The following is a 19,295-nucleotide window of genomic DNA, read 5'->3' as shown; positions in this document are numbered from 1 at the left end:
TACATCCAACTGCTTTTCCTAGGATGCATGTTGTTAATGGAAATGTCCTTTGTCAGGTCGTTTACGTATTTTCCTTAATTTAAATTGACGTAATAATCCCGTAGAACCAGTTAATCCATCTTCTTCATTTAAGCCATTACTTTGATTACATGGGTGGGATCTACAGTGTTGTCGATATTCTAGGTGATGTTTGTTATGTTTATGAGATAATCCATCGCTATAACGAGCGAGCATTTTTTGCTGCATACTGGCTGCAGTGTGTTGGATCTTATCAGGCATGTTCTTTCCTTTTGCGAGGTTAATAACATTACTTATTACCTGAGTTGTGATAATAAGTTCCACACTATAATTATAGACGTTAAAATCTATTGTAAGCGGCATTAACGGGATATAAATGCCAATAATAAAGGAGAAAAGGGATGAATTATTTACATACGATGGTGCGAATATCTAATTTAGATGAGTCACTGGACTTTTTTTGCAATAAATTGGGACTGGTTGAGGTCAAACGCACGCCGAATGAAAAAGGCCGCTATACTTTGATATTTCTTGCGTCACCGGGTGATTTAGAGCACAAAAGCCACACAAATACACCTATGCTCGAGCTTACTTATAATTGGGATCCCGAAGAATATAAAGAAGGTCGTAATTTTGGCCATTTAGCGTATCAAGTAGATGACATCTATGCGACATGCCAACGATTAAAAAATGCAGGGGTAGTCATTAACAGGCCTCCTCGAGATGGCCATATGGCGTTTATTCGTTCGCCAGATAATATCTCTATCGAATTGCTGCAAAAAGGCGAACCTTTACCTATTCAAGAACCCTGGGCATCAGCGTCTAATATAGGTCATTGGTAGTAAATAATCACGCATGTATAAAAAATGGCATTGATTATTTATACCAGTTACTTTATAATTCGCGCGGTGAAACTTAGGTGAATATGTGAACAAACAGCTAAGTAAGCGCGGCATTGTACGACTATGGTGTGTACAATCTGGCGTTACATTGGTCTTCGCAGCTTTATGTGCACTAGTATATGATACTAATGCGGCAAGCTCAGCTTTGCTTGGTGGCATCGTTTGTATTGTTCCTAACGCGTTTTTTGCAAGCAAACTGTTTAAGTATCAAGGTGCTCGCTCGGCCAAGCAGATCGTAAATAGTTTCTACAAGGGCGAAGCGTTAAAGATAGTGATATCCATATTCCTATTCACCGCGGTGTTTTTACTATTTAAAATTACGCCGCTAGCGTTTTTTGCATCATATATTATGATACAGATGACGCATTGGTTTACCCCGTTGATTATTATAAATAAACAGAATAGGCCTGAAAGTGACTGAAATGGTATCTAGCACAAACTACATCAAACATCATTTAACGTATCTTACTTATAACGTTAGTGATATGAAATTGGGTTCGGGTGGTTTCTGGACATTGAATCTCGACACACTGTTTTTCTCAGTTGTTTTAGGAGTTATTGTTTGTGCGCTGATGTATTTTGGTGCACGCAGAGTTACGACAGGCATTCCTGGTAAGATGCAGAACTTTGCAGAGATTATGCTGCAGTTTGCAGATAATCAGGTAAAAGATTGCTTCCATGGTAAAAATAATTTAATAGGTCCGCTGGCACTCACAATATTTTTGTGGGTTTTCTTAATGAATTTTATGGACATATTACCCGTAGACATATTACCTGCAATTGCTCAGACGGGAGGTATTCATTACCTTAAAGTGGTACCAACAAACGATTTGAATTTAACGTTTGGTTTATCAATTTCTGTATTTATCCTCATCATTTTTTACAGTATTAAGATAAAAGGCCCCAAAAAGTTCATAAAAGAGCTCACATTACAGCCTTTTAATCATCCCGGATTCATACCTTTTAACCTGTTGCTGGAAGTGGTTGGTCTTATTGCGAAACCCATTTCATTAGCACTGCGGTTATTTGGAAACTTATATGCAGGCGAATTGATATTCATATTGATCGCTCTGTTAACCTTAAATGCTGCAACATCATCAACTCTGGGTACCGTGACTTTGGGCTCAGCACAATTTATTTTGGCGCTGGCTTGGTCAATATTCCACATATTGGTAATTACATTGCAAGCATTTATTTTCATGGTGCTAACGATTGTTTACTTGAGTTTAGCACACGAAGATCATTAACCGATTTAATTTTCATCCATTGTAAAGGGGATAAATATGCAAGCCGCTAGTTTAATAGCACAAGTTCAAAGTATGACCGTTGTTGCGGTTGCCTTGTTAATTGGTTTGGGTGCATTGGGCACAGCGATAGGATTTGGTTTGCTTGGTGGCAAATTCCTTGAGGGCTCAGCGCGTCAGCCAGAAATGGTTCCAATGTTACAAGTAAAAATGTTCATCGTTGCTGGTTTGTTAGACGCCGTAACCATGATTGGAGTGGGTATCGCATTGTTCTTTACTTTCGCAAACCCTTTCCTAAGCAACCTGGGTTCTTGATAACACATGATCGGGGCGCTAAGCGCCCTAATTGTTACAGGAGATTAAACGGTGGAAATTAATTTAACACTAATTGTACAAATGCTCGTTTTTGCAGCGTTTGTTTTGTTTACCATGAAATTAGTATGGCCTCCATTGGCAAAGGCAATGGAAGAAAGACAAGACAAAATTGCTGATGGTCTTGCTGCTGCTGAACGAGGTCGAAAAGAATTGGAATTGGCACAACATCGTGTAAAAGATGAATTAAAGCAAGCCAAAGTTCAATCAGCTGATATCATTGAAAAAGCAAATAAGCGTGCTGCGCAAATAATCGAAGAAGCTAAAGAAACAGCAAAACATGAAGCGCAAACACAAGTGAAATTGGCACAAGAGCAATTACAGCAACAAATCAACCATGCAAAAGATGAGTTGCGTAAACAAGTAGCAAACTTGGCTATAACTGGTGCTGAGAGAATTTTAATGCGCGAAGTAGATGCTAAGGCAAACACTGCATTGTTAGATAACTTGATAGAAGAGATTTAAAATGTCTGATAGTACCACCATAGCCAGACCCTACGCTAAAGCAATTTTTGAATATGCCTTAGGGGAAAAAAAATTAGCTGAGTGGTCAGCACATTTGAGAAATCTTGCACAAGCTGTGTTGACGCCAGAGGCTGAGCATTTTATTACGAATCCAGCAACAACCGTCGTGCAGCACATTGAGCTGTTGCAAGCAGCAATGGGTGCAAAATCAAATGAAAATATGCCATTAAACAATTTAATTAATTTACTGGCTACAAATAAAAGATTGATGTTGCTACCTGATATTTATGCACTCTATGAAGCACATCGTGCAGAGCAAGAAAAAACGCTGCATGTTGATGTAAGCAGTTACTCAGATTTATCTAGTGCACAACAACAACGATTAATCGAATCATTAAGTCAGCGCTTACAGCGTAAGGTCTCGTTAAAAATCAGTATTGATCCTTCCTTGCTTGGTGGAGCAATAATTCGGGCGGGCGATTTAGTTATAGATGGTTCAGTTCGTGGCAAGCTTAATAAGCTTAGCACTGAATTGGCCGCATAATTTAGAGGATAGTTTCCATGTCAGAACAAGTAGCATTAAATCCTTCTGAAATCAGTGAATTAATCAGAAAGAAAATAGAACACTTTAGTGTAGTATCTGAAGCACGAAATGAAGGTACTATTGTTAGCTTAAAAGACGGTGTCGTGAGCTTACATGGCCTTGAAGACGTAATGGCTGGTGAAATGATTGAATTCCCTGGCGGCGTTTATGGTCTGGCTCTTAACCTCGAAAGAGATTCAGTGGGCGCGGTTGTTCTTGGTGAATATTCTTCTTTAGCTGAAGGCCAAAAAGGTAAATGTACTGGTCGTATTCTTGAAGTTCCAGTAGGTAAAGGACTTTTAGGCCGAGTTGTTGATGCCTTAGGAAATCCAATTGATGGTAAAGGACCAATTGATGCTGCAGGCATGTCACCAATTGAAAAAGTGGCTCCTGGCGTTATTGCGCGTAAATCAGTAGATCAGCCCGTACAAACCGGATTAAAAGCTATTGATGCGATGATTCCAGTTGGACGTGGTCAACGTGAGCTTATTATTGGCGACCGTCAAACAGGAAAAACTGCGATTGCTATTGATGCGATCATCAACCAGAAAGGTACTGGCGTTAAATGTATCTACGTAGCAATAGGACAAAAAGCTTCTTCTGTTGCGGCAATCGTTCGTAAACTGGAAGAACATGGTGCTTTAGAGCATACCATCGTCGTCGTAGCAGGAGCTTCTGATTCGGCTGCATTACAGTTTATTGCTCCTTATGCTGGATGTACCATGGGTGAATACTTCATGGAACACGGTGAAGATGCATTGATTGTTTATGATGATTTAACCAAACAAGCTTGGGCATATCGTCAAATATCTTTGTTGTTGCGCAGACCACCAGGTCGTGAAGCATACCCTGGGGATATTTTCTATTTACATTCACGCTTATTAGAAAGAGCTGCACGAATCAATGCTGATGAAGTTGAAAAGCTGACTAAGGGCGAAGTAAAAGGTAAAACAGGTTCATTAACTGCATTACCAATTATTGAAACTCAAGCGGGTGACGTATCTGCGTTCGTACCAACTAACGTTATTTCCATTACAGATGGTCAGATATTCCTTGATGTGGATTTGTTTAACTCAGGTGTTCGACCTGCTATTAACTCAGGTCTTTCTGTATCTCGTGTGGGTGGTGCGGCACAAACGAAAATCATGAAAAAGTTAGGTGGTGGTACTCGTTTAGCACTTGCTCAGTTCCGTGAATTAGAAGCGTTCTCGCAATTTGCTTCAGATCTTGATGACGCGACTCGTAAGCAATTAGAGCGTGGACAACGAATCACTGAACTTATGAAACAAAAACAATACTCTCCATTATCTGTTGCTGAAATGGGTACAGCATTGTTTGTGGTTGAAAAAGGTTATTTGGATGATGTACCTGTAAATGAAGTTGCTGCATTTGAAGCGTCGTTACATGACTATATGCGCAGCACACATCCTGATCTGTTACAACTGATCAATGAAGCAGGTGCTTACGATAATGACATTGAAGCAAAATTGAAAAAAGCTGTAGAAGACTTTAAGCGTACAGCAAGTTGGTAAGTCAATTTAAGGCGAAGTGATATTATGGCTGGAGCAAAAGAAATCCGTTCGAAAATTTCGAGTATTAATAAAACTCGAAAGATAACTCGTGCAATGGAGATGGTGGCAGCAAGTAAGATGCGCAAAACTCAAGAAAGAATGCGCGCATCTAAACCTTATGCTAGTAAGATCTACAGCGTAGTAAAGCACATTGCTCGCGCGCACTCAGAATACAGACATCCGTTTATGAGTCATCGTGAGGTTAATCGTATCGGTCTTATCGTTGTTACTACAGATCGTGGATTATGTGGTGGTTTAAACGTAAACCTACTACGTGAAACAGTGCGTACTATTCGTCACTGGAAAGAACAAGGCAAAGAGGTTGATCTTGCAGTCATTGGCCGTAAAGGACAAGCGTTCTTTAAGCGTGTTGGCAGTAATGTTCTTGGTTCTGTAGACCATCTTGGTGATACGCCAAGTATTAATGACATTATTGGTATCGTTAAGGTAATGCTTGATGCTTTTAACAAAGGCACTATTGACGCGCTACATGTGGTATACAACGAATTTGTTAACACCATGACGCAAAAGCCTGTGGTGAAACAATTACTACCATTGCCAAAATCAGAAGAAGACAGCAAGACAATGGGGCATCATTGGGACTATATATATGAACCTGATGCTAAGGAATTGCTGGATAATCTTTTAGAACGTTTTATCGAATTACAAATTTACCAAGCAGTGGTTGAAAATATTGCTTGTGAACAAGCGGCGAAAATGATTGCAATGAAAAATGCAACGGATAATGCCGGTGATTTGATTAAAGAATTTCAATTGGCTTATAACAAAGCTCGACAAGCTGCAATTACACAAGAATTGGCAGAAATTGTCGGTGGCGCAGCCGCTTTATAAGAGGGTATAAAATGAGCTTAGGAACTGTAGTAGAAATTATTGGCGCGGTTGTGGATGTGGAGTTTCCCCGTGATAATGTCCCTAAAATCAATGATGCATTAAAACTTGTTGATGGTGATTTGGTTTTTGAAGTACAGCAACAACTTGGTGATGGCGTAGTACGTACTATTGCTATGGGAACAACAGAAGGACTGAAGCGTGGTCTGAAAGCTGAAAATACAGAGAATCCTATTCAAGTGCCTGTTGGTAAGAAAACCTTAGGTCGAATTATGGATGTTCTAGGTCGTCCAGTTGATGATGCTGGCCCCATCGGCGCAGAAGAACATTGGTCAATTCACCGTAAGCCACCAAGTTATGAAGAGCAAGCAGGCAGCCAAGAGTTGCTTGAAACAGGTATTAAAGTTATTGACTTGCTTTGTCCTTTTGCTAAAGGGGGTAAAGTCGGACTGTTCGGTGGTGCCGGTGTGGGTAAGACCGTTAACATGATGGAATTAATTCGTAACATCGCGATTGAGCACAGTGGATACTCAGTATTTGCGGGTGTGGGTGAGCGTACTCGTGAAGGAAACGACTTCTATCATGAAATGAAAGACTCTAATGTATTGGATAAAGTATCATTAGTTTATGGTCAGATGAATGAGCCACCAGGTAACCGTTTACGCGTTGCATTAACTGGCTTGACTATGGCTGAGAAATTCCGTGACGAAGGCCGTGACGTATTATTATTTGTTGATAACATTTATCGTTATACTCTAGCAGGGGTTGAGGTATCAGCGCTGTTAGGCCGTATGCCTTCGGCGGTAGGATATCAACCAACGCTGGCTGAAGAAATGGGTATGTTGCAAGAGCGTATTACTTCAACCAAAACAGGTTCTATTACTTCAATTCAAGCAGTATACGTACCTGCTGACGACTTAACTGACCCATCTCCAGCAACGACGTTTGCTCACTTGGATGCGACAGTTGTATTGTCACGACAAATTGCTGAATTAGGTATTTATCCTGCGGTTGATCCTTTAGATTCAACTTCACGACAATTGGACCCACTTATTGTAGGCCAAGAGCATTACGATACGGCTCGTCGTGTACAGCAAACATTGCAACGTTACAAAGAATTAAAAGATATTATCGCGATTCTTGGTATGGACGAGTTATCTGAAGAAGATAAACGTGTTGTTACCCGTGCGCGTAAAATCCAAAGATTCTTGTCACAACCATTCTTCGTTGCTGAAGTCTTTACTGGTTCTCCAGGAAAATACGTATCATTAAAAGATACAATTAAAGGCTTCCAAGGCATTCTCGCTGGTGAATATGATGATTTACCTGAGCAAGCATTTTATATGGTTGGTAGCATTGAGGAAGCAGTTGCGAAAGCTAAGACCTTGTGAGGTAAGCAAATATGACTAGAACAACGCACTTAGATATTGTTAGTGCTGAACATGAAATATTCTCTGGCTTAGTCGAAATGGTTGTTGCAACCGGAGAATTAGGTGAAGTAGGCGTTACAGCAGGTCATGCACCTTTACTTACCGTTCTAAAACCAGGCGAAGTAAGACTTACCTTGCCTGGTGGTCAGCAAGAAATTTACTACGTTCAAGGTGGTATGCTGGAAGTTCAACCTAACAGCGTTACTGTCCTTGCAGATGTAGTTGAACGAGCTGAGCATCTAGATGAGTCAGCTGCCCTTGCTGCAAAAGCGCAAGCTGAGGCGGCAATGTCTAGTAAAGGCGGTGAAATGGATTATTCGGTTGCTGCTGCAGAGCTCGCTCGAGCTGTTGCACAGATTCGCCTGATTCAAAAAGTTAGAAAAAATATCAAATAGTAATTGCAAATTTAATTGTTAGAACTTCTTACTTTGTTAAGAAAGAAGTTCTATATCTCTTTGAAACCACCAAATTTTCTTTAAACGTATACTTGCAGTGCAGTGTAACCCGGGCTTGCGTTCCTACGGACTTTACGACTCACATTAGCTTATTATCAGAAGACTTGTTGTATTCATTCCTTTTCCCATTGCCACGATACTTTTTCTTTTCAAGATCTGAAAATAAAACCACCTGATTTCTGCCATTAGCTTTTGCAAAATACAATGCTTTGTCTGCTGATTCGATTAATTCTTCTGGGGTACGTCCGTGCGTCGGGAAAACGGAAATACCAATAGATGCGGTAATAGGACCTACGACTTGGGCGCCATATTTTATTTGCAGGCGTGAAATTTCATGTCTAATGCTCTCAGCGCGTGTTTTAATTGTTTCTGCATCGGTACTATAAAAGACAACAAGAAACTCTTCACCGCCATAGCGCGCGGCAATATCACCAACGCGAATATCATCTTGCAATACTTTACCTAACTCTTTTAAAGCTGCATCACCTGCATCATGACCATAGGTATCATTTATTTTTTTGAAGTGATCTAGATCGAGCATTAAAACGGAAAGTGGTGATTTTGTACGTTCTGCTTGATGAATTTGTTTTAAGAGAAAATCTTCTAGATATCGACGGTTATATAAGCCGGTTAAAGGATCACGCATCGATTGATACCTGAGGTTTTCTCTTAGGCGTACATTTGCAAAGGCTAAAGCAGTTAATTCAGAGAACGCATTAATGAATAGTTGTTGATTCTCAGAAAATGCAACGGGAGTTTCCTGGGTAATTTCCAAATACAATAAACCATAAATATCATTCTGAGCCATTAGGGGAACGCAAAGATAGACTGTGTTTTGCTCATTGGTGATGTGCACGTGATTGCAAATTAGTTCGTTGTGGGATGGACGTACATGATGAACCCTTCCCAAGCGAATTGCCCAACATTCATCAGGAGAAAAAGTATTTCCCTGGTCGTTGGGGGTACCCCAGGTTGTCGCAATTTCCAAATAGTTTTTTGAGGGATGCATGACATATAAATAACCACTCGCAAAATTCAGCATGCGCTGACAGTATTTTGTCATGACATGACTTAACTCATCTTGAGAGCTGCATGCAAGCATAATGTCACTCATCTCCACAAGAAGAGTGATTTGTTCGTTTTTATCTTGCAACGCGAGCATTCCGGCATTGAGCTTTTCATAAGATTCTTTAAGTTCGATTTGCTCTGCAATTTGCTTGGTAATATTACGAATAATATGCACTGCCCCACTAATTTCGTTATTTTCATTTTTAATTAAGCTGGAAGTAATTTCATAGACGTTATGCTGCTTATGTGCTTCAAATTCAATATTTCTTACAAACTCCCCGCCTTTTAGTGACTCTTTCCATATCTCCACTAACTTACTTTTTGCACTGGAGATATCAGCAAAAGCAGCATCTATATTCATGCCTATGGTTATATGTCGGCCAAATAAACGTTTAAATTCACGTTGATATGCTTCATTGAAGATAAGATAGCAATGATTATTATCCACAGCAGCGATCATGTCTGTTGCACTTTCTAAAATACTTCTTAATTGAGTCCCAACATATTTCCTATCACGTTCTGCTTTTAAACTGCGAGATAATTCTTTGTTCGCGAGGATGAAGGCTAAAATTAAACCAACTATACTCACAATGCTTCCACAGATAATAATAAAGTTTGCAAAATTCGCGTTAGCAAGTACGATGTCATTTCTTCCATTTAGCAGTACTAATTCAACTGATTTTATTTCTTGGCCTGCGTCTTTAATTTGATTTGAAAGGTCTGCCTCTTGACGGAAAAAATCCATCCCCTCTTGTGTATTGAGCTTGTTATTCATTTTTAATTGAATGGTTTGATTTAATTGGCTAAGCCTTTGATTGATTAAATCAATAAAATGAGCTATTCGTTCCTTCTGTGGCGGGTTATCTTTTGTCAGCTCAAATAAATTATCAAAATTTTGTTTCAAGCCGCTTTTTATTTTATCAATAGATGATATGAACTGGTCATCACCAGAAATCAGATAGCCTCTTTGTAAGGAATTAATATTAACAATGGAGAATAGTACCTGATCAACGGATTGAATCACTTCATAAGTATGGGTTACCCAACTGTTCGCCTCGACCAGTTTATCTACTTGACGATAAGAGGAAATACTAATAATTAATACGAGTGCAAGCGCTGGTATGAAAATGAAATACAATAAAAATTTACTGAATCGTGAAGTCGAGTAAGTAAATAGCGAGTCTTGATTTCTCTTTTTGCTGTCATCCATAACAGGCCATTAATCATGTTTTTCTTTATTTAATTATATATCATTATCCGTGTAATTCATGGCAACAGGCAGTTGGCGGGAAGAAACGCTAGTGATTTTTATGTGATTTACAATGACTTAACATTTTTATTCAAGCATAATACACAAAGTTATCCACAGGGCGAAAATGATTTAAAAAACAGCATATTTTAAAATCATTTAATTTTCAATAAGTTAGGAAATATCCTGTCATTGTTCGAGCAAGCAGAACAAAGTTATTCACAATATATAGGCTGTTTCTATATATGCACTAAGCGAACTTTGCTAAAATTACTTTGCAACAGAGCATCCCAGTGGTTAAATAGTACTTATTATTTTCATGAATAAAAAAACGATGAATGACGTTACAGAACGAAAAGCATTAACTGAGTTTACAGAAAAGGCGTATCTTGATTATTCAATGTACGTTATTTTAGATAGAGCCTTACCTCATATTGCCGATGGATTAAAACCAGTGCAGCGGCGCATTATTTATGCGATGTCTGAACTTGGTTTGAAAGCAACAGCCAAATATAAAAAGTCAGCGCGTACGGTTGGGGATGTGTTGGGTAAGTTCCATCCGCATGGCGACAGCGCATGTTATGAAGCCATGGTATTAATGGCGCAACCATTTTCTTATCGTTATCCTTTTGTTGATGGCCAGGGAAACTGGGGCTCTCCTGATGATCCTAAGTCTTTTGCGGCCATGAGGTACACTGAAGCTCGATTATCTCCTTACGCGGAAGTACTCCTTTCTGAGTTATTACAAGGTACCGTCGATTGGGTCGACAACTTTGATGGAACGCTACAAGAGCCTTCATTATTGCCAGCGCGTCTGCCTAATATATTATTAAATGGCGCAACTGGTATTGCGGTGGGCATGGCGTCGGATATTCTCCCGCATAACCTCACCGAAGTAGCCAACGCCTGCGTGCATTTACTGGATAATCCGCAAGCGGATTTAGCTGCAATTACTCAGTACGTTAAAGGGCCTGATTTTCCGACTGAGGCTGAAATCATTACGCCACCTGAAGCAATTGCTACTTTGTATGAGACAGGTAATGGTTCCGTTAAAATGCGAGCGGTATACCGTCAGGAAAAGCAAAATATTGTGATTACTGCCCTGCCTTACCAGGTATCTGGTGCCAAAATAATCGAGCAAATTGCATTGCAAATGCAACAGAAAAAATTGCCTATGGTCGAGGATTTGCGCGATGAGTCTGATCATGAGCATCCAACCCGTTTGGTCATTATCCCGCGTTCAAATCGAGTGGATGTGGAAGGCTTAATGTCGCATTTATTTGCCACGACCGATTTGGAGCGAAGTTATCGAGTTAACTTCAATATGATAGGACTTGATGGCAAACCCAAAGTAAAAAATTTACTGGATATCCTAACCGAGTGGCTGTCTTATCGAATCACGCTCGTAAGACGACGTTTGGAATATCGTTTGCTCAAAGTACTGGATCGCATTCATGTGCTTGAAGGATTACTGATTGCCTATCTGAACATTGATGAAGTCATAGCCATTATTCGTGAACACGAACACCCTAAACAAGGATTAATGGCCCGGTTTAATCTCAGCGATCGCCAGGCGGAAGCCATTTTAGAAATGAAATTGCGCCATTTGGCCAAATTGGAAGAGATAAAGATACGTGGTGAGCTGGATGAGCTTTGTGCTGAACGCGATAATCTGCAGAGCATTCTCGCCTCAGAACAACGCCTAAAAACGTTGGTTAAGGACGAAATTATTAAGGATAGAGATGAGTTTGGTGATGCGCGTCGTTCACCAATTATTGTCCGCCAAGAATCACAGGCATTAAAAGAAGAAGATATTTTACCCAATGAGCCGATTACGGTTGTGCTTTCCAAAAAAGGTTGGGTAAGAGCCGCTAAAGGTTTTGATGTCCTTGGAAGTGAGCTCAGTTATAAAGCAGGTGATGAGTTCAAAGCACAGGCCATGGCGCGCTCAAACCAGCAAATTCTCTTTTTTGATAGTGAAGGTAAGGTCTATTCTTTGCCTGGCCATGTTTTACCCTCTGCGCGCGGACAAGGTGAGCCTTTGACCGGTAAACTTAATCCTGCCGAAGGTGCATTGTTTGAAGCGGTAGTTGGCGGTGAGCCAGAACAATTGGTGTTATTAGCTTGTGATGCAGGATATGGATTTATTGCTAAAATCGCCGATCTTTATGTAAAAAATCGCAATGGAAAAGCATGTATTAGGCTGCCTGATGCCAGTAATATTTTACCACCGCGAATACTCCCTAAACATGATGAGTTGTTTGTTGCCTGTGCTACCAGCGCTGGTCGCTTACTCATTTTTTCGGCCAAAGAGGTGCCTGAATTATCTCGCGGCAAGGGAAATAAGTTGATCAGTATCCCTTCTGCTAAAGCCGCAGCACGTGAAGAGTATGTGATTGATTTGCAAGTACTTTCTGCAGATGACTCCCTTACTGTACATGCTGGTAAACGTCATTTTACTTTGAAAGGGGCTGATCTGGAGCATTACAAAGGTGAGCGTGGGCGTCGAGGCAATCGATTGCCGCGTGGCTTGCAAAACGTGACTCAATTGCAAGTTATTACCTCAGAATAATTGAAGTAGAAAATAATCTTTGTAGCCTGGGTGAAGGCGAAGCCGTAACCCGGGATTTCTCGACGTGAATAAGCCACTTAATCCGATATTTAACCTAGTGATCTATCAAATAATTCTGAGTAATGATACAGTTCTGAGAAGTAATAATGGCTAATCATTGCCAATAATGGAAAATAGTTTAGATAGGGAAATCTTAGCACTCATGTTAAAAATTTTTACCTTTGTTGCTTGTCTGCTGCTTAGTGCCTGTTTTATGGTTGGTCCTAATTATAAAGAGCCCAGAAAACCGGTTGCAGCACATTGGCCGAAAAAAGATGCAACAGTAAAAGAAACCCCATTCAGAACCGCCAAATGGTGGCATGTATTTCATGATCCTGTGCTTACTTCATTAATTGATCAAGGATATCACAGTAATCTGACGGTGCAGATTGCTGGGGTGCGGGTTTTACAAACTCGAGCTCTTTTGGCGCAATCAGTTGGTATGTTGTATCCGCAACAACAGGCCGCAGTTGGTAATTTCACCTATTATCAACTTGGTGGTAGTGAGCTGCAAACGCTTTTGCCTTCCACTTTTGAAACTGCCACAATGGGTTTTTCCGCGAATTGGGAACTTGACTTCTGGGGTAAATATCGTCGAGCAATTCAGGCTAATGATGCTACATTTTTATCTTCGCTTGCTGCTTATGATAATGCCTTAGTCACACTTACTGCAGATATTGCCAGCACCTACATCCAAATTCGTACCTATGAAGCACAAATCAAGGTAACAAAAGCCAACATCGTAGTGCAGAAGGAAGGATTAAAAATAGCCAAAGCCCGATATAATGCGGGTCAAACCAACTTAATTGATGTGGAGCAAGCCCAGACTGAGCTTTCACAAACAGAAGCCTCTTTACCGCCACTGGCAAATAGTTTGGAGCAACAAAAAAATGCCATGGCACTTTTATTAGGTACGGTGCCCAATGGTGTTGATGGACAGCTAAAGAAAAGCAAGGGAATTCCCAAAGCGCCTTCATCGGTAGCAGTTGGCATCCCTAAAGAGACATTAGCGCGTCGGCCAGACATCCATCAAGCCCGTTTAGATGCTATAGCACAATCTGCTAAAATCGGGGCAACAAAAGCGAATCTCTTCCCATCTTTTGCCTTAAATGGAACGTTTGTTTTTTCTTCAAACAATATCGGCTCAAACTCGCTTTCAGAGCTATTTAATTGGTCGAATCGCTCAATCACTGCTGGCCCGACCCTGTCTTGGCCCATCCTCAATTATGGCCAAATCACCAACGCGGTACGCGCACAAGATGCCGTCTTCCAGCAGTCTGTATTAAATTACGTTAATTTAGTGTTAAAAGCACAGCAAGAAGTGCAAAACAACATTACGGCTTATATTGAAGCAAAAAAAGCAGAGCATGCCTTAACTAAAGCGAATACCGCTGCAACTAAAACATTAAAACTGGCAATAATTCGTTATATTAACGGAGAAACAGACTTTACGCCGGTACTCAATGCTGAGCAGCAGCAGCTGAGTGTACAGACTTCATTAGTCAATGCACAAGCGAATATTCCACAGGCATTAGTCGCTCTTTATCGAGCACTTGGCGGTGGCTGGGAAATACGTGGTATTAATGATGTGGTGCCACTACAAATTAAAGCAGAAATGGCAGCACGAACAAATTGGGGTACTTTGCTCAAGCAGCAAAATCATGAAGCACCTCTAACTAAAAAGGAAAGAATAAAGGAACTTTATTTACCTAAATGGTAAGGAAAAAATAGGATTGGATGAGGCATATACCCTCACCTTTAAAGAAAAGGAAATTTGGGAAATAAATAAAATGGTAGCGGGTATGAACTTTAATAAAGATTCAAAGTCAGTCAAAATGGTAGGGATAGCAGTTGCTATTTTACTTCTCATCTATTTGATGGTGCATTTTTTTGGCAAAAGCAAAGTGCCAACGATCCCTCCGCCTGCGGTGGTGGTGCAAAAACCAATCCGTGCAGAAATGGCTGAATATGTTACCCAAACAGGGAATACGGTTGCTTATAACTCAGTGAACTTGGTTGCACGTGTTGAAGGCTTTCTTGATTCAATTGAGTTTGTTGATGGTAGCTTTGTAAAAAAAGGCAAAGAACTCTTTGTAATTCAGCCCGAACCTTATTTTGAAAAACTTAGGGCCGCTAAGGCGACTGTAACTGCTGCAAAGGCCTCGCTTGTTTATAACAAATCGGAGTATGCACGCCAACAGCGTATGTATAAAGAGCATGCTACCTCCCTAAATGAAGTCGAAAAATGGTATGCCAAAACGCTAGAGATTGCTGCAGAATTAGATAAGTCAGAGGCCGATGAAGTAAATGCGGCCATTAATTACAGTTATACCCATATTTCAGCCCCATTTGATGGCCGCATTGGTCGACATTTGGTTGATATTGGCAATCTCGTCGGTCACGGTGAAGCTACGAATTTAGCAACCATACAGCAAATTGATCCCATCTATGTTTACTTTAATCTGAATGAAATTGATTTAATCAGATTACGTGCGGCAGCTCGTGCAAGTGGGTTTAAGCCAGAAGATATTAAACAAATTCCTGTCGAAATTGGCTTACAAGGTGATACGGATTTCAAATACAAAGCGACACTTGATTTTGTGAATACAGGCCTTAATGCATCTACAGGCACCATGGAGTTGCGTGCACTACTGCAAAATAAAGATTATGTTTTTGTACCAGGACTTTTTGTGCAAGTACGCGTGGCGATATCTAGACCTAAAGAGCAGTTAACCGTGCCTGATTCCGCTATTCTTTATGATCAAATCGGTGCTTATGTATTGACTGTAGACAACAACAATGTCGTCGTGTTGAAAAGAGTCACTTTGAGTAGTGTAGAGAATGGAATGCGCGGGGTAACTTCGGGACTTACTGCGCAAGACAGAGTCATTATTGATGGCCTGCAAAACGCGACTCCTGGCAATAAGGTTGAGCCACGAGAGCAGACTACACTGCCAAAAGACAATAAAGACAATAAAGACAATAAAGACAATGGAAAAGCCAAGCATTAATTTAGATGTGCCAGGGGCGTTGTTTGAGTGATGTTACACAAAGTGAGAAGACGGCAGAATGATTTCTAAATTTTTTATTGAGCGGCCTATATTGGCAAATGTTATTGCGCTACTCATCGTGTTGCTGGGACTGGTGGCGATTATTGCCCTACCGGTATCTCAATATCCTGCTATTGTTCCCCCAACCATTCAGGTGACAACCACATATCCTGGTGCTGATGCAAAAACATTAATCAAAACCGTCGCCCTGCCCATTGAGCAGCAAGTAAACGGGGTGGAAAACATGTTGTATATGCAATCCACCAGTACGGATAACGGAACCTATACGCTAATTGTTACTTTTTCTATTGGTACGGATCTTAATTTTGCACAAGTACTGGTACAAAACCGGGTGCAAGCTGCTATGGCGCAGTTACCACAATCAGTGCAAAAACAAGGTGTGGTGGTACAGCAAAAATCGACGGCAATTTTGCAATTTATTACGCTCACGTCCAAAAATGGTGAATACGATGGGCTGTTCCTTGATAACTATGCAGCAATTAATATGCAAGATGAGCTGGCACGGCTGCCTGGTGTAGGTAATGTGATTATTTTTGGAACCGGTACTTATGCAATGCGTGTTTGGCTGGATCCTAAAAAAATGTTGGCCTACTCACTGAATCCAAGTGATGTTCTGCAAGCCATTAGCCATCAAAACCAAGAGGTTGCTTCCGGACAAGTTGCTGCGCCACCGGCGGTAGGGAAGCAATCGTATCAATTTACAGTGAATGTGCCGGGACAACTTGCTGATGCAAGTCAATTCGAAAATATTATTGTGAAAACAGTAGCGCAGCAACCCAATCAAAGTGCCAATCAAAGCAGTAGTGCGCAAATTGTACGCATCCGTGATGTGGGGAGGGTCGAGTTAGGTTCGAACAGCTACAGCCAGCTGGCAAAACTGAATAACAAACCGACGGCTGCTATTGGTATTTATCAACTCCCAGGAGCAAACGCGCTGCAAGTTGCAAACGAAGTGCGTAAAGCCGTGGCAAAAATGGCAGAAAAATTTCCTCCAGGTATGGAGTATACCATTCCTTTTGATACCACTATTTTCGTAAAAGCATCAGTTGATGAGGTCTATAAAACTCTGTTTGAAGCAGGTATTTTAGTTTTAATTGTCATTCTACTTTTTTTACAAAACGCGCGTGCGACCTTAGTTCCGACGACCACCGTACCCGTGACCATCATTGGTGCGTTTTTCGCCATGTTTATTTTGCATTATTCCATCAACTTATTAACTTTATTTGCACTTGTTTTAGCAATCGGAATCGTGGTTGATGACGCGATCGTTATTGTCGAGGGCGTGACCCAGCATATTGAGCGCGGTACTAAGCCCAAACAATCGGCAATTAATGCGATGGCCGAATTAATAGGGCCTATTATTGGCATTACGCTGGTATTAATGGCTGTCTTTGTTCCCGCCGGTTTTATGCCAGGATTAACCGGCTCGATGTATGCCCAATTTGCCTTGGTTATTGCCGCAACGGCATTTATCAGTGCGATCAACGCCATGACCTTGAAACCCACTCAATGTGCGATGTGGCTTAGGCCCGTTGATACTAAGAAAAAGAAAAATTTCATTTTTCGTTTATTTGATAAATATTACTACCCTATAGAAAATAACTACATTAACTTCATAGACCGACTTGTTCATAGAAATAAGGCCGTATGCTTCGTTGGTATTGCCCTCGTAGTTTTGGCGATTATCGGCTTAAGTCGCATCCCAACGGGATTTATTCCCATTGAAGACCAGGGTTATGCGATGTTGAACGTACAATTACCCGATGGCTCCAGTTTAGGGCGCACCGAAGCGCTGTTACATGATTTAAGCGACCAAGTTTCCAAAATTGGCGGTATAGAAAATGTCATTACCATTGATGGGATCTCTCTATTAGATAATAGTGCAAGCCTTGCCAATGGGGGGGTTCTGTATGTAATGTTTAAAGATTGGAGTGTGCGCGGTAAAGGTGAGGATTTACTTTCCTTATACAATAAGCTGAATGAGATTGCCGGAAAAACCTTAGGCGCTAAAGTATTGGTGATGATCCCGCCACCCATACAGGGTTTAGGTACTTCAGGCGGCTTCCAAATGCAACTTGAACTGCAAGATGGCTCATTTGATTATCGCAAATTACAAGCAGCGACGGATCAGTTGATTTACTATGCAAGCCAGCAACCGGAGTTGCAACGATTGATGACTTCATTTCGTGCCTCAGCACCACAGCTTGCGGCGCCAATCAATCGGGTTAAAGCAGAAACGTTGGGCGTGACTGTTGGCGATGCAACCGAAACATTACAAACTTATCTGGGCTCCTCTTATGTGAACCTGTTTTCAAAATTCGGACAGGTCTTTCAAGTTTATGTGCAAGCGGATGCGGACTCACGGATGACGGTTGGTGATGTACGTAATTTCTATGTTCGCAATAAAGCCGGTGAAATGGTGCCATTAGGAACACTGACCGATATGTCACCTACAGTAGGTCCTCCGATTATTTCCCTGTATAACTTATATCCTTCCAGTAATATTTATGGAATGGCGGCGAAAGGTTATAGCTCGGGTCAAGCCATGCAGGCGATGGAACGCGTTGCTAAAGAAGTGCTACCCGCAGGCGTATCTTATGAATGGACGAGTACTGCCTATCAGGAAAAAATTGCCGGGAATATGAGTTATTATATTTTTCTTTTGTCACTCGTTTTGGTGTATATGATTTTAGCGGGACAATATGAAAACTGGATCGCACCGGCAGCGATTTTGTTAAGCGTACCGTTAGCCTTAATTGGAACTGTATTGGCCTTATCTGCTTTGGGTCTTTCCAATAATATGTACACCCAGATTGGGATATTACTGTTGATTGCCCTGGCGGCTAAGAATGCCATCTTGATTGTAGAGGTGGCACGAGAAGAACATGAGCTACATAATAAATCGGTTATGGAAGCTGCAGTCATTGGTGCTAAGACCCGTTTTCGCCCTATTTTGATGACTTCATTTGCATTTATTCTCGGTGTGATGCCGCTCGTTTTCGCTACTGGTGCTGGTGCCAACGCGCGACGCTCAATTGGTATTGCTGTGTGTAGCGGGATGCTGGCATCAACCTGTCTGGCAGTAGTCTTTGTGCCGGCCTTTTTCGTGATGTTGGTCACTTGGCAAGAAAAAAGAAAAGCAAAGAAGAATGCCAAGGCGGAACATTTGCATGAAGCTGGGCTTTAGGCGCCTCCTTCCAATTATTTTGTAGCCTGGGTGCAGCGCAGCGAAACCCGGGATCTTACTTCTCTACGGCCAACCCGGGTTCCGCTGCGCTGCACCCAGGCCACTTTTTTTTCTTGTTATTACTCAATTTCGTTAAAAAATCTTGCTTACTATCAATAAACTGCCCAATTTGTCTGAACGTAAGGTTTACATAATATTTTAGTGCTAAAATATAAACATA

16 protein-coding genes are annotated in these 19,295 nt (G+C 41.1%); 14 read left to right on the top strand and 2 right to left on the bottom strand.

All coding sequences use genetic code 11. The features are described from left to right. Window positions 1-33 precede the first annotated feature (33 nt). Window positions 34-279, bottom strand: a complete 246-nt coding sequence (locus Lste_RS13215) for a hypothetical protein (protein ID WP_058511391.1) — start codon at window positions 277-279, stop codon at window positions 34-36. 140 nt (window positions 280-419) lie between these two features. On the opposite strand from Lste_RS13215, the gene Lste_RS13210 reads away from it, so the two are divergent. The 10 genes from Lste_RS13210 to Lste_RS13165 all read left to right on the top strand — a co-directional run bounded on the left by Lste_RS13210 (window position 420) and on the right by Lste_RS13165 (window position 7,829). After that, on the top strand, window positions 420-860 hold the full coding sequence (locus tag Lste_RS13210; protein ID WP_058511390.1) for a VOC family protein: 441 nt from the start codon (window positions 420-422) through the stop codon (window positions 858-860). An 85-nt stretch (window positions 861-945) separates the two neighbouring features. Continuing rightward, a complete protein-coding gene (locus Lste_RS13205; protein ID WP_058511389.1) occupies window positions 946-1,341 on the top strand; it encodes a F0F1 ATP synthase subunit I in 396 nt (131 codons plus the stop codon). A gap of 1 nt (window position 1,342) precedes the next feature. Further along, window positions 1,343-2,167, top strand: a complete 825-nt coding sequence (atpB, locus tag Lste_RS13200) for a F0F1 ATP synthase subunit A (RefSeq protein WP_083503965.1) — start codon at window positions 1,343-1,345, stop codon at window positions 2,165-2,167. Window positions 2,168-2,203: 36 nt separating this feature from the next. Continuing rightward, the gene (gene atpE, locus Lste_RS13195) at window positions 2,204-2,479 is read left to right on the top strand and encodes a F0F1 ATP synthase subunit C (protein WP_006869493.1); all 276 of its coding nucleotides are present in this window, start codon (window positions 2,204-2,206) and stop codon (window positions 2,477-2,479) included. A 51-nt stretch (window positions 2,480-2,530) separates the two neighbouring features. After that, on the top strand, window positions 2,531-3,001 hold the full coding sequence (locus tag Lste_RS13190) for a F0F1 ATP synthase subunit B (protein WP_058511388.1): 471 nt from the start codon (window positions 2,531-2,533) through the stop codon (window positions 2,999-3,001). A 1-nt stretch (window position 3,002) separates the two neighbouring features. Then, window positions 3,003-3,545 (top strand): F0F1 ATP synthase subunit delta, encoded by a 543-nt coding sequence (locus tag Lste_RS13185; protein WP_058511387.1) that lies wholly within the window; start codon window positions 3,003-3,005, stop codon window positions 3,543-3,545. Between the two features lie 17 nt (window positions 3,546-3,562). Next, window positions 3,563-5,116 (top strand): F0F1 ATP synthase subunit alpha, encoded by a 1,554-nt coding sequence (gene atpA / locus Lste_RS13180; protein WP_058511386.1) that lies wholly within the window; start codon window positions 3,563-3,565, stop codon window positions 5,114-5,116. 24 nt (window positions 5,117-5,140) lie between these two features. Then, window positions 5,141-6,007: a F0F1 ATP synthase subunit gamma gene (atpG, locus tag Lste_RS13175; protein WP_058511385.1), complete on the top strand. Its 867-nt coding sequence runs from the start codon at window positions 5,141-5,143 to the stop codon at window positions 6,005-6,007. Between the two features lie 11 nt (window positions 6,008-6,018). Further along, window positions 6,019-7,395, top strand: coding sequence for a F0F1 ATP synthase subunit beta (gene atpD / locus Lste_RS13170; protein WP_058511384.1), 1,377 nt, complete (start codon window positions 6,019-6,021; stop codon window positions 7,393-7,395). Between the two features lie 11 nt (window positions 7,396-7,406). Further along, window positions 7,407-7,829, top strand: a complete 423-nt coding sequence (locus Lste_RS13165; RefSeq protein WP_058511383.1) for a F0F1 ATP synthase subunit epsilon — start codon at window positions 7,407-7,409, stop codon at window positions 7,827-7,829. 139 nt (window positions 7,830-7,968) lie between these two features. Here the strand turns inward: Lste_RS13165 and Lste_RS13160 are convergent, their stop codons facing one another. Further along, the gene (locus tag Lste_RS13160; protein WP_058511382.1) at window positions 7,969-10,167 is read right to left on the bottom strand and encodes a GGDEF domain-containing protein; all 2,199 of its coding nucleotides are present in this window, start codon (window positions 10,165-10,167) and stop codon (window positions 7,969-7,971) included. 358 nt (window positions 10,168-10,525) lie between these two features. On the opposite strand from Lste_RS13160, the gene parC reads away from it, so the two are divergent. From parC to Lste_RS13140, 4 genes are all read left to right on the top strand, one after another. Further along, window positions 10,526-12,778: a DNA topoisomerase IV subunit A gene (gene parC / locus Lste_RS13155; protein WP_058511381.1), complete on the top strand. Its 2,253-nt coding sequence runs from the start codon at window positions 10,526-10,528 to the stop codon at window positions 12,776-12,778. A 202-nt stretch (window positions 12,779-12,980) separates the two neighbouring features. Next, window positions 12,981-14,537, top strand: coding sequence for an efflux transporter outer membrane subunit (locus Lste_RS13150; protein ID WP_058511380.1), 1,557 nt, complete (start codon window positions 12,981-12,983; stop codon window positions 14,535-14,537). 82 nt (window positions 14,538-14,619) lie between these two features. After that, window positions 14,620-15,828 carry an efflux RND transporter periplasmic adaptor subunit gene (locus Lste_RS13145; RefSeq protein WP_237760483.1) on the top strand — a complete coding sequence of 403 codons (1,209 nt, stop codon included), beginning with the start codon at window positions 14,620-14,622 and terminating at the stop codon, window positions 15,826-15,828. Between the two features lie 58 nt (window positions 15,829-15,886). Next, on the top strand, window positions 15,887-19,075 hold the full coding sequence (locus Lste_RS13140) for an efflux RND transporter permease subunit (RefSeq protein WP_058511379.1): 3,189 nt from the start codon (window positions 15,887-15,889) through the stop codon (window positions 19,073-19,075). The last annotated feature ends 220 nt before the right edge of the window (window positions 19,076-19,295 follow it).

This window comes from Legionella steelei (assembly GCF_001468005.1).
In the GTDB taxonomy this organism is placed as follows: domain Bacteria; phylum Pseudomonadota; class Gammaproteobacteria; order Legionellales; family Legionellaceae; genus Legionella; species Legionella steelei.
Note: the sequence above shows the minus strand (reverse complement) of the source record. Positions and strands in the feature narration are given on the sequence as shown.

Coding starts and splice junctions, on each gene's coding strand:
- Lste_RS13145 (WP_237760483.1), top strand. CDS start 14,620: ATGAACTTTAATAAAGATTCAAAGTCAGTCAAAATGGTAGGGATAGCA.
- Lste_RS13185 (WP_058511387.1), top strand. CDS start 3,003: ATGTCTGATAGTACCACCATAGCCAGACCCTACGCTAAAGCAATTTTT.
- Lste_RS13150 (WP_058511380.1), top strand. CDS start 12,981: ATGTTAAAAATTTTTACCTTTGTTGCTTGTCTGCTGCTTAGTGCCTGT.
- Lste_RS13160 (WP_058511382.1), bottom strand. CDS start 10,167: ATGGATGACAGCAAAAAGAGAAATCAAGACTCGCTATTTACTTACTCG.
- Lste_RS13210 (WP_058511390.1), top strand. CDS start 420: ATGAATTATTTACATACGATGGTGCGAATATCTAATTTAGATGAGTCA.
- atpB (WP_083503965.1), top strand. CDS start 1,343: ATGGTATCTAGCACAAACTACATCAAACATCATTTAACGTATCTTACT.
- Lste_RS13140 (WP_058511379.1), top strand. CDS start 15,887: ATGATTTCTAAATTTTTTATTGAGCGGCCTATATTGGCAAATGTTATT.
- atpE (WP_006869493.1), top strand. CDS start 2,204: ATGCAAGCCGCTAGTTTAATAGCACAAGTTCAAAGTATGACCGTTGTT.
- parC (WP_058511381.1), top strand. CDS start 10,526: ATGAATAAAAAAACGATGAATGACGTTACAGAACGAAAAGCATTAACT.
- atpD (WP_058511384.1), top strand. CDS start 6,019: ATGAGCTTAGGAACTGTAGTAGAAATTATTGGCGCGGTTGTGGATGTG.
- atpA (WP_058511386.1), top strand. CDS start 3,563: ATGTCAGAACAAGTAGCATTAAATCCTTCTGAAATCAGTGAATTAATC.
- atpG (WP_058511385.1), top strand. CDS start 5,141: ATGGCTGGAGCAAAAGAAATCCGTTCGAAAATTTCGAGTATTAATAAA.
- Lste_RS13165 (WP_058511383.1), top strand. CDS start 7,407: ATGACTAGAACAACGCACTTAGATATTGTTAGTGCTGAACATGAAATA.
- Lste_RS13215 (WP_058511391.1), bottom strand. CDS start 279: ATGCCTGATAAGATCCAACACACTGCAGCCAGTATGCAGCAAAAAATG.